The 15,972-nt window shown below is 69.0% G+C and carries 15 protein-coding genes; 13 read left to right on the forward strand and 2 right to left on the reverse strand.

Annotation, left to right across the window (positions count from 1 at the left end; all coding sequences use genetic code 11):
* The first annotated feature begins 554 nt into the window (after positions 1–554).
* Positions 555–866: a DUF559 domain-containing protein gene (locus HFP15_RS44290; RefSeq protein ID WP_446680251.1), complete on the forward strand. Its 312-nt coding sequence runs from the start codon at positions 555–557 to the stop codon at positions 864–866.
* Between the two features lie 474 nt (positions 867–1,340).
* On the opposite strand, the gene HFP15_RS22795 is transcribed toward HFP15_RS44290, so the two are convergent.
* Entirely contained in the window at positions 1,341–2,177 is an 837-nt protein-coding gene (locus HFP15_RS22795; protein ID WP_168518759.1) for an inositol monophosphatase family protein, read from the reverse strand.
* A gap of 165 nt (positions 2,178–2,342) precedes the next feature.
* Between HFP15_RS22795 and HFP15_RS22800 the strand changes: the two genes are divergently transcribed.
* From HFP15_RS22800 to HFP15_RS22810, 3 genes are all read left to right on the forward strand, one after another.
* Entirely contained in the window at positions 2,343–3,464 is a 1,122-nt protein-coding gene (locus HFP15_RS22800; protein WP_312871708.1) for a glycosyltransferase family 4 protein, read from the forward strand.
* Between the two features lie 11 nt (positions 3,465–3,475).
* Positions 3,476–4,606 (forward strand): glycosyltransferase, encoded by a 1,131-nt coding sequence (locus HFP15_RS22805; RefSeq protein ID WP_168518761.1) that lies wholly within the window; start codon positions 3,476–3,478, stop codon positions 4,604–4,606.
* 118 nt (positions 4,607–4,724) lie between these two features.
* Positions 4,725–5,081 carry a hypothetical protein gene (locus HFP15_RS22810; RefSeq protein WP_168518762.1) on the forward strand — a complete coding sequence of 119 codons (357 nt, stop codon included), beginning with the start codon at positions 4,725–4,727 and terminating at the stop codon, positions 5,079–5,081.
* Positions 5,082–5,128: 47 nt separating this feature from the next.
* On the opposite strand, the gene HFP15_RS22815 is transcribed toward HFP15_RS22810, so the two are convergent.
* Complete coding sequence (locus HFP15_RS22815; RefSeq protein ID WP_168518763.1) at positions 5,129–5,995, reverse strand: glycoside hydrolase family 43 protein; 867 nt, start codon at positions 5,993–5,995, stop codon at positions 5,129–5,131.
* A gap of 103 nt (positions 5,996–6,098) precedes the next feature.
* On the opposite strand from HFP15_RS22815, the gene HFP15_RS22820 reads away from it, so the two are divergent.
* The 9 genes from HFP15_RS22820 (at position 6,099) to HFP15_RS22860 (ending at position 15,936) form a co-directional block, all read left to right on the forward strand.
* On the forward strand, positions 6,099–6,794 hold the full coding sequence (locus tag HFP15_RS22820; protein ID WP_168518764.1) for a demethylmenaquinone methyltransferase: 696 nt from the start codon (positions 6,099–6,101) through the stop codon (positions 6,792–6,794).
* Between the two features lie 4 nt (positions 6,795–6,798).
* Positions 6,799–8,070 (forward strand): geranylgeranyl reductase family protein, encoded by a 1,272-nt coding sequence (locus tag HFP15_RS22825; protein ID WP_168518765.1) that lies wholly within the window; start codon positions 6,799–6,801, stop codon positions 8,068–8,070.
* Positions 8,071–8,326: 256 nt separating this feature from the next.
* A complete protein-coding gene (locus HFP15_RS22830) occupies positions 8,327–8,731 on the forward strand; it encodes an NADH-quinone oxidoreductase subunit A (protein WP_168518766.1) in 405 nt (134 codons plus the stop codon).
* A 9-nt stretch (positions 8,732–8,740) separates the two neighbouring features.
* Positions 8,741–9,283: a NuoB/complex I 20 kDa subunit family protein gene (locus HFP15_RS22835; protein ID WP_168518767.1), complete on the forward strand. Its 543-nt coding sequence runs from the start codon at positions 8,741–8,743 to the stop codon at positions 9,281–9,283.
* 6 nt (positions 9,284–9,289) lie between these two features.
* Positions 9,290–10,042, forward strand: coding sequence for an NADH-quinone oxidoreductase subunit C (locus tag HFP15_RS22840; RefSeq protein ID WP_168518768.1), 753 nt, complete (start codon positions 9,290–9,292; stop codon positions 10,040–10,042).
* The gene (locus tag HFP15_RS22845; RefSeq protein ID WP_168518769.1) at positions 10,039–11,415 is read left to right on the forward strand and encodes an NADH-quinone oxidoreductase subunit D; all 1,377 of its coding nucleotides are present in this window, start codon (positions 10,039–10,041) and stop codon (positions 11,413–11,415) included. Before HFP15_RS22840 ends, HFP15_RS22845 begins: the two co-directional genes overlap by 4 nt.
* Positions 11,412–12,137, forward strand: coding sequence for an NADH-quinone oxidoreductase subunit NuoE (gene nuoE / locus HFP15_RS22850; RefSeq protein WP_168518770.1), 726 nt, complete (start codon positions 11,412–11,414; stop codon positions 12,135–12,137). The genes HFP15_RS22845 and nuoE overlap by 4 nt, the downstream gene beginning before the upstream one ends.
* Positions 12,134–13,414, forward strand: a complete 1,281-nt coding sequence (gene nuoF / locus HFP15_RS22855) for an NADH-quinone oxidoreductase subunit NuoF (RefSeq protein WP_168518771.1) — start codon at positions 12,134–12,136, stop codon at positions 13,412–13,414. The genes nuoE and nuoF overlap by 4 nt, the downstream gene beginning before the upstream one ends.
* Positions 13,411–15,936 carry an NADH-quinone oxidoreductase subunit G gene (locus tag HFP15_RS22860; protein WP_168518772.1) on the forward strand — a complete coding sequence of 842 codons (2,526 nt, stop codon included), beginning with the start codon at positions 13,411–13,413 and terminating at the stop codon, positions 15,934–15,936. Before nuoF ends, HFP15_RS22860 begins: the two co-directional genes overlap by 4 nt.
* Positions 15,937–15,972: the final 36 nt, after the last annotated feature.

The raw sequence follows: 15,972 nt of genomic DNA on the forward strand, positions 1-15,972 counted from the left end.
TGCTCGTCCAGGCCATCCAGCCCGGACACGGGGTTCAAGTCCTCAGCGTTCTCCACGCCGGACATCATGTCGGTCATCAGGTGCACTTCCATGATCGGGAATTACACCGCTCGTTTTACAGTCCCACCCGCGCTGCGGCGTCGCTGCTCTTCGCCGGGCCGGAGGCGATGCTCAGCGGGCAAAGTGCGCTGGTTCTGCACGGGTGCGCTTGCGCCGAACCCGCTCCGATCCACGTCACCGTCCCCTACTTCCGCAATGTCGAGCGAAGGGCAGGCCTGGTGGTTCACCGCGGAGCAGTCAAACCGCAGGACGTCGTCGAGATTGGCGGGTTGCGGACGGTCGTTCTCGAAGTCGCGCTGGCCGAGGTGCTTTGCCGCGATGATCGTCGAACCGCGATGTCGTGCGCCGACCAGGCACTCGCCTTGGTGCCCGGGAGCGAGCGCGCGGAATTCCGTGCCTGCGTGGAGGAGCGAATCAGGACGCGGCCGGATCCGCGGGGTCGTCGTCAGGGGCTTTCCTTGCTTGATCTGGCGAGCGGACGTGTCGAGTCGCCGATGGAGAGCTGGCTACTGTTAACAGTCGCGGACGCTGGCCTACCACTGCCGGAGCCGCAGTTCGTGATTCGCGACCTCGAGGGCAGGGAGATCTACCGCCTGGACTTCGCTTGGAACGCGGCGCAGGTCGGCCTCGAGTACGACGGCTACGAAGCTCATGAGCATCGTCAGGACCGCGACGCAAGACGCGATGAAGATCTGCGGCGCCGCGGTTGGGTGATCATCCGGGCCGGCATCGACGATCTGAAGGAGCCGAGCGCTCTGATCGCGCGAATCAGAGCGGCCCTTCAGCGACGAGGCTTCACCGAGTAACCAGGAAAGTCCGGGCTCAAGCTCGTACGAGGCCAACTCGCGCTCACAGAACACCGAACTCGCGCTCGCAGAAGGCCGAACTCGGACGCTCGGCAGTCTGGACTCGGGCTCGCGAAGACCGGAGCTCGGACGCGTGGAGCTCCGGACTCGGAAGCCGGAACTTGGATGCGCGGAGATTCGAACTCGGGCTCGCAAGAACCCCAGCTCGGGCGCATGGAAGTCTCGACTCGGGCTCACGAAGACCAGGACTCGCGCGCAGAAGTCCGGACTCGGGCACCTGGAAACCCGAACTCGGGCGCGTGGAAGGCCGGACTCGGGCGCAGGGAAAGCTGGACTCGCGCGCGCATAAGTCTGGACTCGGGCGCGCGGAAGGCCGGACTCGGGCGCGCGGAAGGCCGGACTCGGGCGCAGGGAAAGCTGGACTCGCGCGCGCATAAGTCTGGACTCGGGGGCGGGGAAGGCTGGACTCGCGGGTTAGAGGGGGGTGGCGGTTTCCTGCCACCAGGACAGGACTTCTTCGGCCACGCTGGGGGCTGCTACCAGTAGGCCGTCCGCGGGTAGGGCCGTGCCCGCGCCGCGGCGGTCCAGGACCACGGCCCCCGCCTCGATGGCCAGCGCCACCGAGCCCGCGACGTCCCACTCGTGGTAGCTGTGCAGCACCGCGGCCGTCGCGTGGCCGAGCGCCACCTGAGCGATCGCCAGCGCGGCGCAGCCAAGGACGCGCACGCCGGACTGGGCCGCCGCCGCGCGTTCGATGAACTCGCCCATGCCGGGCCACGGGCCCTTGCGCGCCAGCTCGGTGCACACGATCGCGCCCTTCGTGCTGCCGCGGTCCACCAGCTTCACCGGCTTCCCGTTCGCGCGGGCGCCGCGACCGCGGGCGGCGGCGTAGATCTGGGCCCGGTACGGATCGGCGACCACGCCGACCACCGGGCCCGAGGCGTCGATCAACGCCAGCGAGTACGCGCACCACGGCACGCCGGCCACGTAGTTCGCCGTGCCGTCGACCGGGTCGACCACCCAACGGTACGGCGCGCCCGCCGCACCGTGATCGGCGCCGAACTCCTCGCCGACCACCGGGATCCCGGGGAACTCCGCGGTCAGCACACGTCGGGTGTGCCGCTCGAGGGTCCGGTCGGTGTCGGTGACCCAGTCGAACGGCGAATCCTTGACATCGGGATGTGCCCCTCGTCCGGCGGTCGCGGTGATCACGTCGGTGGCATCGTTGGCCAGCCGTCCAGCGACCTCGAGCGCTCGTGACAGCAGGCCGGGTTCGACCGGCTGGGACGGGCGGGCGGATAAGAGTGTCACGCCGGTCTAGTGTGGAGGCCGAGAGTGTCCGGAGGGCTACGTACAGATGAAGTGTGTAGTCCGGGCAGACCAATCGGGGCGAGCTTCGAAGAGTTCCGGCAGCGTTCTCACAGTCGTCACAAACCCGTTTCCGGGCGAACCGGGCTTCGTGAAACCTTGAGCCCCGTGCGCGTCGCCATCGTCACCGAAAGCTTCCTTCCGCAGGTCAACGGCGTTACGAACTCCGTGCTGCGAGTCGTGGAGCACCTGCGGGAACGCCGTCACGACGTGATCGTGATCGCCCCCGGACTGACCGGTCCCGCCGAGTACGAAGGCGCTCCGGTGATCCGCATCCCCGCGGTGGACCTGCCCGTGGTCAACTCCCTGCCGATCGGGCTGCCCACCGGAACCGTGCTCACCGCGATGACGGCCTTCGCGCCGGACGTGGTGCACCTGGCCTCGCCGTTCGTCGTCGGCGCGCGCGGGCTCGCCGCCGCGAGACGCCTGCGCATCCCCACCGTCGCCGTGTATCAGACCGACATTCCCGGCTTCGCCACCGCGTACGGCCTCGGCCTCGGCGCGCGGGCCGCGTGGCGCTGGGTGCGCAGGCTGCACTCGCGGGCCGACCGCACGCTGGCGCCGTCCACCGACTCGATGAACAACCTGCTCGAACACGGCATCCCCCGCGTCCACAAGTGGGGCCGCGGCGTGGACATCGAACGGTTCTCGCCGGGGCACGCCGACCCCGGGCTGCGCGCGCGACTCGCGCCGAACGGGGAACTGCTGGTCGGGTTCGTGGGACGGCTGGCGCCCGAGAAGGAGGTCGACCGGCTGGTCGCGCTCGCGGGCATGGACGGGGTACGCGTCGTCGTGGTGGGCGACGGGCCCGAGCTCGAACCGCTGCGGGAACGGATTCCGGACGCGGCCTTCCTCGGCGCCCGCTACGGCGACGATCTCTCCGCCGCTTACGCCAGCCTCGACGTGTTCGTCCACACCGGTCCGCACGAGACCTTCTGCCAGGCCGTGCAGGAGGCGATGGCCTCCGGGCTGCCGGTGCTCGCTCCGGACGCGGGCGGACCGAGGGACCTCGTCCTACCCGGCCGCACCGGTTATCTGCTGCCCGCAGACCGGGCCGGCTTCGAACGGGAACTTGTCGCGAAGGTGAACAATCTGCGTGACGCGGCGCTGCGTGAACGACTGGGGCACAAGGCACGCAAGGTCGTACTCGGCCGCACCTGGCCCGCCGTCTGCGCGGAACTCGTCGGGCACTACGAGGCCGTGACGGGCCGCATCGCCCGCGCTGCGTGAGCGGCCGCGGCATGCACATCGTCCAGCTGGCCAACTTCTACGGCCCTCGCTCCGGCGGACTGCGCACGGCGCTGCACCACCTCGGCGCCGGGTATGTCGCGAGCGGGCACATCGTCACGCTCGTCGTTCCCGGCACGCGCTACGCCGAGGAGATCCTGGCCACAGGTGTGCGGCGCTACACCCTGCCCGCGCCGCGAATCCCGGGCACCGGCGGTTACCGCGCCGTCGACCCGTACCGCGTGCGAACCCTGTTGCGGCGTCTGGAACCGGACCGGTTGGAGGTCTCGGACCGGCTGACGTTGCGCGGCATGGGCACGTGGGCCCGCCGCAACGAGGTGCCCAGCATGGTGATCTCCCACGAGCGGCTGGACCGGCTGCTGGAGCAGTTCCTCATGCCGAGCCCGCTGGCGCGCCGCCTCGCCGACGCCGCCAACCGGCGGATGGCCGGCAGCTACGACCGGGTCGTGTGCACGACCTCCTTCGCCCGTGAGGAGTTCGACCGGATCGGCGCGCCCAACGTGCAGCGGGTTCCGCTGGGCGTGGACCTGACCACCTTCGCGCCGCGGTATCGCGACGACGGCTGGCGGTACACGCTGGCCGAGGGCGCGGACGCGCTGCTCGTCCACTGTGGACGCTTGTCGCCGGAGAAACACGTCGAGCGCAGCGTGGACACCGTGGCCGAGCTGACCGAGTCGGGTGACCGGGTCCGGCTGGTCATCGCCGGTGACGGCCCCCGGCGGCGGGCGCTGGAGCGGCGGGCGCGTGGATTACCCGTGACATTCCTCGGTTTTCTGTCCGACCGCGCGGAGGTCGCCAAACTGCTGGCGAGCGCGGACGTGTCGCTCGCGCCGGGGCCGCACGAGACGTTCGGCCTCGCCGCGTTGGAGGCGCTCGCCTCGGGCACGCCGGTGGTGGTGTCGGCCTCTTCCGCGCTGCGGGAAATCGTGCGGCCGGGGTGTGGTGCCGCCGTGCCGGACGTACCGCTCGCGTTCGCCTCCGCGGTGACGGGGTTGCTCGAAAGTCCGGAGGAGACAAGGCGTGCCGCCGCACGGGCGCGTGCGGAGGAGTTCACCTGGACGTCCTCGGTGCGCGGAATGCTGAGTGCGATGCAGAGCCTAAACGTGCCCAACCCTGTTGTGTGACAAGCCTTCCCGCGATCCTTACACGATCGTGTCCTCGGTTGTTTGAGTCGGCGCGAGACTGCCAATCTCGTTCACACGGGCCCGTTTCCCTGTCCCAGACAAACCCGAGGAGTTATTGGTGCTCAAGAAGATCGGTCTCGTGACCGCGACCGCCGCGACCGGGCTGCTGATGTTCGGCGGTGTCGCTTCGGCGAGCGAGGGAGGCCACGGCCACGGCCACGACGACGGCGGCGGCCAGGTCGGCCTGGTGAACGTGCACAACGTCGACGTCGCGCACAACGTCAACGGCGTGCTCGGCGCCTGCGGCAACGACATCAACGCACTCGGCGTTCAGGTGCCGATCCGGCACTCGCTCAACGGCGTCGGTGTGCCGATCCTGTCCCCGGGCGAGAATCCGACCACCGGAATGGACAAGCAGCCCTACAACTGCGCTTCCGGCGGCATCGTCGACGGTGGGTCCGCACAGGGCAAGTGACGAGCGGATGCGGGGCCCGGCCTGGGGAGGCCGGGCCCCGTTTCTCCTTATTTCACGTACATTCCGCGTGCCTGATGCCCGTCGCCGAGCCAGGAGTGGAAGAACAGGTGGCCGCCGGCGACGTCGGCGCCACCCGGAGAGCGCAGCGGCCCGCCGGTGCTGAGGACGGGCGCGTCGTTTTTCGCGTAGGGACCGGTGATCGACGGCGAATCGGCGTAGGAGGTGTGGTAGTCGGGACTGGCGAAATCGGCCGCCGAATAGTAGAGGCGGTAGCGGGAACCGGATTTGACGAGCGCGGGCGCCTCGACGTTTCCGTTCTCCTCCGGGCGGTCCGCGTGCAGCAGGGGAGTGCGCGGGCCGCGTGGGGTGAGCCCGTCGGACCCCACTTCCTGCAGCCAGATCGTCGTCGGCGCGGCGTTGCTCTTGTACAGCAGGTACCGGTGCCCGCGGTCGGTGAAGCCCTGCGGATCGATGTCACCACCCCGGTCGCAGACTGCCGGGGTGCCGGTGGGGGCGAAGGGGCCGCCGGGCTGGGAGCTGGTGGCGGCGCCGACACACATGTCGCCACCGGCGGCGTTGTTGGCCGCGAAGTACATCAGGTACTTGCCGTCCGAGCGCTGCGTCACGTCCGGCGCCCAGAAACCGGCGTCCGGTGCGGTCCACGAAGGTGCGGTGGGCAGTGCGTCGCCGCGGATGGTCCACGGCCCGTCCGCCTTCGGGGCGGTCGCGGTCGGGATCCGGCCGGCGTCGCTGTTGGTCGAGTAGGCGCGATAGCCGAAACCGGTGTCGAGTATGCCGGGATCGGCGAAATCGTGATTGATCGCGAGTTTCGGTTGCTCGTCCGCGTGCGCCGCGACGGTGCCGAGACCCGTGAGGGAGGCAACCGCCAGCGCGAGTGTCGTCCTTCTCCACATACTCCTTCTGCTTGCCGCCAAGATCGATTTCCACACGTGGTTCATTCGATCGAAGGACCACCCCCACAGCGGCGAGCGGGCCGCCGGCAATTAAGTTCACTGCATGTCCCGAGCGAACCTCGACAAGGACCCACACGAGGTCGCGGCCATGTTCGACGGCGTCGCGGCCGGGTACGACCGCGCGAACTCGTTCATGACCTTCGGGTTCGACCGCCGCTGGCGCACCACGACGGCACGCGTGCTCGACGCCGAACGGGGGGAGCGCATCCTCGACCTCGCCGCCGGCACCGGAGTCTCCACCAGCGAGTACGCCCGCGGTGGGGCGTGGTGCCTTGCGGCCGACTTCTCGGTGGGCATGCTCCGGAGCGGCAAGCACCGCGGCGTACCGATGGTCGCCGCGGACGCGCTGCACCTTCCCTTCGCCGACGAGGCCTTCGACGCGGCGACGATCAGTTTCGGGATCCGGAACTTCGTGGACACCAAAGCCGCGCTGGTCGAGATCGCCCGCGTGGTCAAGCCCGGCGGCAGGCTGGTGATCTGCGAGGTCTCGACGCCTCCGTTCCCGCCGATCCGGTTCGTCTACCGCAAGTTCCTGCTGCGCGCGATGACCCTGCTGGGCCGGTTCACCTCCAGCAACCCGGAGGCCTATTCCTACCTGGCCGAATCGATGGCCGCGTGGCCCGATCAGCGCACGCTCGCGGAGACCATCGCGGCCGCGGGCTGGCGCAACGTCGAATGGCTCAACCTCACCTTCGGCGTCGTCGCCATCCATCGCGCGATCAAGCCCCCCGTAGAGTAAGGGTATGACTCACGACGCCCAGGTAATCGTCGTCGGCGCCGGACCCGCCGGATCGACCGTGGCCACCTACCTGGCGCGTGCCGGGGTCGACGTGCTGGTCCTGGAGAAGACCGCGTTCCCGCGGGAGAAGGTCTGCGGTGACGGCCTGACCCCTCGTGGCGTCAAGCAGTTGATCGACCTCGGGCTGGACACGAGTGCGGAAGCGGGCTGGGTGCACAGCCGTGGCCTGCGCATTCTCACCGGCGACCTGACGCTCGAACTCGACTGGCCGGAGCTGACCAGCTACCCGCCCTACGGTGTCTCCCGCACCCGGCACGACTTCGACGACCTGCTGGCGAAGACCGCGGTCAAGGCGGGCGCGCGCCTGCAGGAACGCACCACCGTGACCGGCGCGATCACCGACGAGCGCACCGGACGGGTCATCGGCGTCGAAGCCAAGACGGGCCCGGAGAAGACGCCGGTCAGCTACCGCGCGCCGCTCGTGCTCGCGTGCGACGGGGTGTCCGCGCGGCTCGCGCGCTCGGTCGGCATCGACACCGACGACAAACGGCCGATGGGCGTCGCGGTGCGCCGCTACTACAAGAGCCCGCGCCACGACGACCCGTTCATCGAGGGTCATCTGGAGCTGTGGGACCGCAGCGATCCGCGCCGCCCGGAGCTGTTGCCGGGCTACGGCTGGGCGTTCCCGCTCGGCGACGGCACCGTGAACGTCGGGCTCGGCATGCTGTCCACCACGAAGTCCTTCCGCAACACCGACTATCGCGCCCTGATGCGGCAATGGCTGGACTCGACGCCGGAGGAATGGGGCTACCGCGAGGAGAACGCGGTCGGCCGGATCGGTGGCGCCGGGCTGCCCATGGGGTTCAACCGCACCCCGCACTACCGCGACGGGCTGCTGCTGCTCGGCGACGCGGGCGGGATGGTCAGCCCGTTCAACGGCGAGGGCATTTCGGCCGCCATGGAGTCGGCGCAACTCGCGGCCGAGTTCGTGGTGCAGGCCCTCGCCCGGCCGGCGGGGCCGTCGCGCGAGCGGGCGCTGAACGGTTACCCACTGGCACTGAAGGAGCTGATGGGTGGCTACTACCGGCTCGGCAACGTGTTCGCGAAGGCCATCGGCAAGCCGAAGGTGATGCGCGCGGCGACGAAGTACGGCCTTCGTGTCAACCCTCTGATTCCGCTGATCTACAAGGGTCTTTCCGGTTGTTACGACGCCAAGGGCGGCGACGTGGTGGACCGGATGATCTCACTCGCGGCGCGCCTTACCCCGAGCGTGTGACGCACCTCGCGTGGGTTACGTCACATTGACTCTCCGTATAAGTCGGCGCCTCGCCCGATCTTGATCCTTTTGTCCCAGGTCTAGGGCCTGAGGTCCCTTATCGGACCTGTCGAAGGTTAGGCCTGCCTTAAACAAGAGACCCCGCGACAACGATGTGAGGCACGTCCTACACTGCCCCCATGCTTTGTGAACCGCTTCACAATTTCGTCGGGAAGCTTGTGAACAAATTCACAAGCCCCGCGACGGAGCGGAAGGGATGGGTCACGCCGTGTTAGTCGCACAGGCCGCGCCAACGAGCCCGGCGATGTACGTGCCACTGGTTCTGTTGTTCGTCCTGGCGGCGGCTTTCGCCGTGTTGTCGGTGCTGCTCGGCCCCCTCGTCGGCCCGAGCCGGTACAACAAGGCGAAGCTGCAGGCCTACGAATGTGGCATCGAACCGTCGCCGCAGCCGCTGGTGGGCGGCGGCCGGATGCCGGTCGCCTACTACATCACCGCGATGTTGTTCATCCTGTTCGACATCGAAATGGTCTTCCTCTACCCGTTCGCGGTGAACGCGGACGTGCTCGGCCTGTTCGGCCTGGTGGAGATCGTGCTGTTCATCGCCACGGTCGGCTTCGCCTACGCCTACGTATGGCGGCGCGGCGGGCTCGACTGGAACTAGGGAACTGTCATGGGTCTGGAAGAGAAGCTCCCCAACGGAATCCTGCTGGCCAGCCTCGAAGGTCTGGTCAACTGGGCACGCAAGAACTCCCTGTGGCCCGCGACCTTCGGGCTCGCGTGCTGCGCGATCGAGATGATGACCACCGGCGGGTCGCGCTACGACATCGCGCGCTTCGGCATGGAACGGTTCAGCGCGACGCCGCGGCAGGCGGACCTGATGATCGTCGCGGGCCGGGTGACCCAGAAGATGGCGCCGGTGCTGCGGCAGATCTACGACCAGATGGCCGAGCCGCGCTGGGTGCTCGCGATGGGCGTGTGCGCTTCCTCGGGCGGCATGTTCAACAACTACGCGGTCGTGCAGGGTGTGGACCACATCGTGCCAGTCGACATGTACCTGCCCGGCTGCCCGCCGCGGCCGGAGATGCTGCTCGACGCGATTCTCAAGCTGCACGCCAAGATCCAGGACGAGCCGATGGGGCCGCGCCGCGCCGCGCTGCGGGCCGGCAAGCGCACCGAACTCGTTGCCTCGTCGATCAAGTACGCGAAGAAGTGATCCGCGATGCCTGAACAGAAACCGGAGACCGGCGGCGAGCAGTCCAGCGCCGAACGGGCGGAGACGGGGCTGGAGCCCACCGGGGTCCGCCCGGCGCAGCCGGTCGTCGCCGGCCGCGCGCGCAAGGGCATGTTCGGTGTCCACGACAGTGGCGACACCTCGGGTTACGGCGGGCTGCGGCTGCCCGCCTACACGCCGCCGCCCGCGGAGCGCCCGTTCGGCGGCTGGTTCGACGAGTTCGCCGACCAGTTCTTCGCCGCGCTCGCCGAGCACGACATTCCCGCGGAGTCGGTGCTGCAGATCACCGTCGACCGCGGCGAAATCACCTTGTACGTCGAGAAATCGCGCCTGGTGGAGATGTGCCGCATCCTGCGCGACGACGCCGGGCTGCGCTTCGAACTGTGCAGTTCGGTGTCCGGTGTGGACTACGGCCCCGAGGTGCCGCAGCGGCTGCACTCGGTGTACCACCTGACCTCGATGACCTATCGGCGGCGCATCCGGCTCGAGGTCACCCTCGATATCGAGGACCCGCATCTGCCGTCCATTGTGGAGGTTTACCCGACCGCCGACTGGCAGGAGCGGGAGACCTATGACATGTTCGGCATCGTCTACGACGGGCACCCGGCGCTGACCAGGATTCTGATGCCGGACGACTGGGACGGTTTCCCCCAGCGCAAGGACTACCCGCTCGGCGGGATTCCGGTGGAGTACAAGGGCGCGGAGATCCCGCCGCCCGATCAGCGGAGGTCGTACTCATGACCAACACCGAACGACTGTCCGACGTCACGACCGGCACCGACACCACGCCCGAGGGTGCGAGCAGCACCGAGTACGCGGAGTCACGCGAGACCACCGAGGGCCGCGTGTACAACGTCAGTGGCGGGGACTGGGACGACGTCCTCTCCGACGCCGTGCACGACGAGCGCATGGTCATCAACATGGGTCCGCAGCACCCGTCCACGCACGGCGTGCTCAGGCTCGTGCTGGAGCTGGAAGGCGAGACCGTCACGCAGCTGCGATCGGTCATCGGTTACCTGCACACCGGCATCGAGAAGAACACCGAATACCGCACGTGGACCCAGGGCGTCACGTTCGTGACGCGGATGGACTACCTGTCCCCGCTGTTCAACGAGCTGGGCTACTGCCTCGCGGTGGAGAAGCTGCTGCAGGTCGAGGTGCCCAAGCGGGCGCAGCTGATCCGGGTGCTGCTGTGCGAGATCAACCGGATCGGCTCGCACCTGGTCTACATCGCGACCGGCGGCATGGAACTCGGCGCCACCACCGCGATGACGCTCGGTTTCCGCGAGCGCGAGGAAGTGCTGCACCTGCTGGAGTTCCTCACCGGGCTGCGGATGAACCACGCGTTCATCCGGCCCGGCGGGGTCGCGCAGGACCTCCCGACCGACGCGAAGCAGAAGATCAGCGAGTTCATCAAGGTGATGGACAAGCGGCTTCCCTTGTACGACAAGCTGTTCACCGGCCAGCCGATCTGGCGCAACCGGCTCAAGGGCGTCGGCTACCTGCCCATCGACGCCTGCCTCGCGCTCGGCGTCACCGGTCCGGTGCTGCGTTCGGCGGGGCTGCCATGGGACCTGCGCAAGGTCGAGCCGTACTCCTCCTACGACGAGTTCGAGTTCGACGTCCCGACCTCGACCGACGCCGACTGCTGGGGGCGTTACCTCTGCCGCGTCGAGGAAATGCACCAGTCGCTGCGGATCATCAAGCAGGCCCTCAAGCGGCTCGACGAGCCGGGCCCGGTCATGGTGGAGGACAAGAAGATCGCGTGGCCCGCGCAGCTGTCGATCTCCAGCGACGGCATGGGCAACTCGCTCGAGCACGTCCGCAAGATCATGGGCCAGTCGATGGAATCGCTGATCCACCACTTCAAGCTGGTCACCGAGGGCTTCAAGGTGCCGCCGGGCCAGGTGTACGCGCCGGTCGAGTCGCCGCGCGGGGAGCTGGGCTTCCACGTCGTGTCCGACGGCGGCACCCGGCCGATGCGGGTGCACGTGCGCGAACCCAGTTTCGTGAACCTGCAGTCGATGCCCGCGATGTCCGAGGGCGGGCTCGTGGCGGACGTGATCGCCGCGGTCGCCTCGATCGACCCCGTGATGGGTGGAGTTGACCGTTGAGTACAGAGTCACAAGTTCAGTTGTTCGACGAGGACGTCGTCGCGAAGGCGCAGGAACTGATCGCCCGGTATCCGCAGTCGCGGTCGGCGCTGCTGCCGATGCTGCACCTCGTGCAGTCCGTGCAGGGTTACGTGAGTCAGGAGGGCGTCGACTTCTGCGCCCGCCAGCTCGACCTGTCCGAGGCCGAGGTCGGCGCCGTCGTCACGTTCTACACGATGTACAAGCGGCGTCCGTGCGGTGAGCACCTCGTCAGCGTCTGCACCAACACGTTGTGCGCGGCGCTCGGCGGGGACGCGATCTACAAGAAGCTGTCCGAGCATCTCGGCGTCGGGCACGAGGAGGTCGCCGGCGAGCCGGGCGAGCAGGGCTCGATCATGCTCGAGCACGCCGAATGCCTGGCGGCCTGCGATCTCGCGCCGGTGCTGCAGGTCAACTACGAGTACTACGACCGCCAGACGACCGAGTCCGCGGTCGAGCTGGTGGATGCGTTGCGGCGCGGGGAAAAACCCGCACCCACGCGTGGTGCGCCGCTGACCGACTTCAAGGGCGCCGAGCGGCAGCTGGCCGGGTTCTTCCCGGAGGACGAGCAGATCTACAGGTCCGAAGTAGACGGTCCGTCGCAGGCGGTCGAGACGTTGCGTGGTGCGCAGCTCGCGGCCGAGCGTGGCTGGACGGCGCCGGTCGCCGAGGACGCGCCGCTGCCGGAGGTGGAGAAGAAATGAGCGATCCGCTGACCCCAGTGCTCACCAAGCGCTGGCTTTCGCCGAACTCGTGGCGGCTGTCGGTGTACGAGCAGCTCGAGGGCTACCAGGGGCTGCGCAAGGCGCTGCGCGGCACGCCGGAGCAGCTCGTCCAGCTGGTCAAGGACGCCGGACTGCGCGGCCGCGGCGGCGCGGGTTTCCCGACCGGGCTCAAGTGGTCGTTCATGCCGCCCAACGAGGACAAGCCTCATTATTTGGTCATCAACGCGGACGAGGGCGAACCGGGTACCTGCAAGGACATTCCGCTGATGATGGCGGACCCGCATTCGCTGATCGAGGGCTGCGTCATCGCCTCGTACGCGATGCGCTCGCACCACTGCTTCATCTACGTGCGCGGCGAGGCGCTGCACTGCATCCGCCGGCTGAACTCGGCGGTGCGCGAGGCCTACGACGCGGGTTACCTCGGCAAGAACATCCTGGATTCGGGTTTCGACCTCGACATCACCGTGCACGCGGGCGCGGGTGCCTACATCTGCGGTGAGGAGACGGCGCTGCTCGACTCGCTCGAAGGGCGCCGCGGCCAGCCCCGGCTGAAGCCGCCGTTCCCCGCCGCCGCCGGCCTGTACGCCGCGCCGACCACGGTCAACAACGTGGAGAGCATCGCGTCGGTGCCCTACATCGTGCTCGGCGGTTCCGACTGGTTCCGCCAGATGGGCCGGGAGAAGTCGCCGGGCCCGAAGATCTACTCGATCTCCGGGCACGTCGAGCGGCCGGGTCAGTACGAGGCCCCGCTCGGCACGACGCTGCGCGAGTTGCTGGAGCTGTGCGGCGGCATGAAGGACGGCATACCGCTGAAGTTCTGGACGCCGGGCGGCTCGTCCACGCCGATGTTCACCGCGGACCATCTCGACATCCCGCTCGACTTCGAGGGCGCGGCCGAGGCGGGCTCGATGCTCGGCACCACCGCGGTCCAGGTCTTCAACGAGACGGTCTCCGTGCCGTGGGCGGTGATGAAGTGGACCAAGTTCTACGAGCACGAGTCCTGCGGCAAGTGCACGCCGTGCCGGGAGGGCACGTACTGGCTCGCACAGATCCTGGAGCGGATGGTCGACGGCCGGGGCACCGAGGAGGACATCGACACGCTGCTCGATGTGTGCGACAACATCCTGGGCCGGGCGTTCTGCGCGCTCGGTGACGGTGCGGTCAGCCCGATCACCAGCGGCATCCAGTACTTCCGGGACGAGTTCCTGGCCTTGTGCGAGAGCAACAAGCGCGAGTTGGTGGGAGCGCAGTCATGACGATGGCGCCTGAAGAGCCCAAGGTCGAGGTCCCCGAGGGCCACGTGAAGCTCACGATCGACGGCGAGGAGGTCATCGCGCCGAAGGGCGAGCTGCTGATTCGCACCGCGGAACGCCTCGGCACGGTGATCCCGCGGTTCTGCGATCACCCGCTGCTCGACCCGGCAGGTGCGTGCCGGCAGTGCCTCGTCGAGGTCGAGATGGGCGGGCGGCCGATGCCGAAACCGCAGGCCTCGTGCACGATGACGGTCGCCGACGGGATGGTCGTCAAGACGCAGCTCACGTCGCCGGTCGCGGACAAGGCGCAGCAGGGTGTGATGGAGCTGCTGCTCATCAACCATCCGCTGGACTGCCCCATCTGCGACAAGGGCGGCGAATGCCCGCTGCAGAACCAGGCGATGGCACACGGCCGTGCGGATTCCCGGTTCGTCGACACGAAGCGGACCTTCCCGAAGCCGCTGCCGATCTCCACGCAGGTGCTGCTCGACCGCGAGCGGTGCGTGCTGTGCCAGCGGTGTACGCGGTTCTCCGCGCAGATCGCCGGTGACCCGTTCATCGACCTGCTGGAGCGGGGTTGGCATCAGCAGATCGGGACTGCGGAGACGGCGGATGTGATCGGAGGCGCCGCACGAAGCCGCCGCGACGCAGGAGCGGGGGCGCAGGAGGACCGACTGGGTGCGGGTGCCCCGCAAGATGCCGACATGGCCTCGAAGACGTCTTCGGGCAAGCCGTTCGAGTCCTACTTCTCCGGCAACACGATCCAGATCTGCCCGGTCGGCGCGCTGACCTCGGCGCAGTACCGGTTTCGCTCCCGTCCGTTCGATCTGGTGTCCTCGCCGAGCGTGTGCGAGCACTGCTCGTCGGGCTGCGCCGAGCGCACGGATTTCCGGCGCGGCAAGGTGATGCGCAAGCTCGCGGGCAACGACCCGGACGTCAACGAGGAATGGATCTGCGACAAGGGGCGCTTCGCGTTCCGGTACGCCCAGGCCGAGGACCGGATCCGGCGCCCGCTCGTCCGCTCCGAGTCGGGCGAGCTGGAGGAGTCGTCCTGGACCGAGGCGCTGCGCGTCGCGGCGGCCGGGCTGGCCGCGGCTCGTGACAACGGCGGCGTCGGCGTTCTCGCGGGCGGGCGGCTGACGACGGAGGACGCGTACGCGTACGCGAAGTTCGCGCGGGTCGCCCTGCACACCAACGACATCGACTTCCGGGCGCGGGCGCATTCGGACGAGGAGCTGTCGTTCCTCGCCTCGCGGGTGGTCGGTGTGGGCCCGGAGGACGGCGTGACGTTCGCGGCGCTGGAGCACGCTCCGACGGTGCTGTGCGTGGCGTTCGAGCCCGAGGACGAGGCGCCGATCGTGTTCCTGCGGCTGCGCAAGGCGGCTCGCAAGCGCGGCACCAAGGTCGTCCACTTGGGACAGTGGACGACGACGTCGGTGCGCAAGACCTTCGGTGAGCTGCTGGCTTGCGCGCCCGGTGGTGAACCGGCGGCGCTGGCCGGGCTCGCGCAGCACGCGGGCGACCTGCACGCCGCGTTGTCGGCCGAGGGCGCGGTGATCCTGGTCGGCGAGCGTGCGGCCGAGGTGCCCGGCCTGTTCTCGGCGGTGGACGCGTTGTCCGCGCAAACCGGCGCCCGGGTCGCGTGGATTTCGCGCCGCGCCGGTGAGCGGGGCGCGCTGGAGGCCGGTGCGGCGCCGGCGCTGCTGCCCGGTGGCCGCCCGGTGGCCGACGCCGCCGCCCGCGCGGAGATCGAAAAGGCTTGGGGCGTCTCGATTCCCGCCACCCCGGGCCGCGACACCGCGGGGATCGTCACCGCACTGGCGAACGGTTGGCTGTCCGGCGCGGTGGTCGGCGGTGTCGACCCGCTCGACCTGCCGGACCCCGCACTCGCTGTGGAGGCGCTGAAGAAGGCGTCGTTCGTGGTGAGTCTAGAACTGCGGCCGAGCGCGGTCACCGAGCACGCCGACGTGGTGCTGCCGATCGCGCCGGACGTCGAGAAGGCGGGCAGCTACGTCAACTGGGAAGGCCGTCGCCGCGAGTTCGACACGACGATCGAGAACACCGGGGCCCTCTCGGACTGCCGGGTGCTCGACACGCTCGCCGTCGAGATGGACGCGGACCTGTTCACCCAGACTCCGGCCGCGGCCTACGGCGAGTTGTCCCGGCTGGGCACCGCCTCGGCGCGGGCGTCCTTCACGGCGGTTCCGGCGGGTTCGGTGAACGGCGAAACGCGGCTGTCGACCTGGCGGCAACTGCTGGACAAGGGGTCGCTGCAGGTCGACGAGCCGCACCTGGCCGGCACCGCGCGCAAGGTCGTCGCGCGAGTGTCGCCGGGGATGGCGGAGAAACTCGGCGAGACGGTGACGGTGTCGACCGACCGGGGCGCGATCACGGTGCCCGTCGAGGCGGCCGACTTACCCGAAGGAGTGGTCTGGCTCCCGGCGAACTCGGACGGCTCGACCGTCCGCGCCACACTCGGGGCCGGGCACGGGGCTGTGGTGTCGATCCGCGGAGGTGCGGAATGACTGGGTTCTCGATGGGTGTGCCGCCCGCGTCGAGCG

The sequence above is a fragment of the Amycolatopsis acididurans genome (assembly GCF_012328925.1).
In the GTDB taxonomy this organism is placed as follows: Bacteria; Actinomycetota; Actinomycetes; order Mycobacteriales; family Pseudonocardiaceae; genus Amycolatopsis_E; species Amycolatopsis_E acididurans.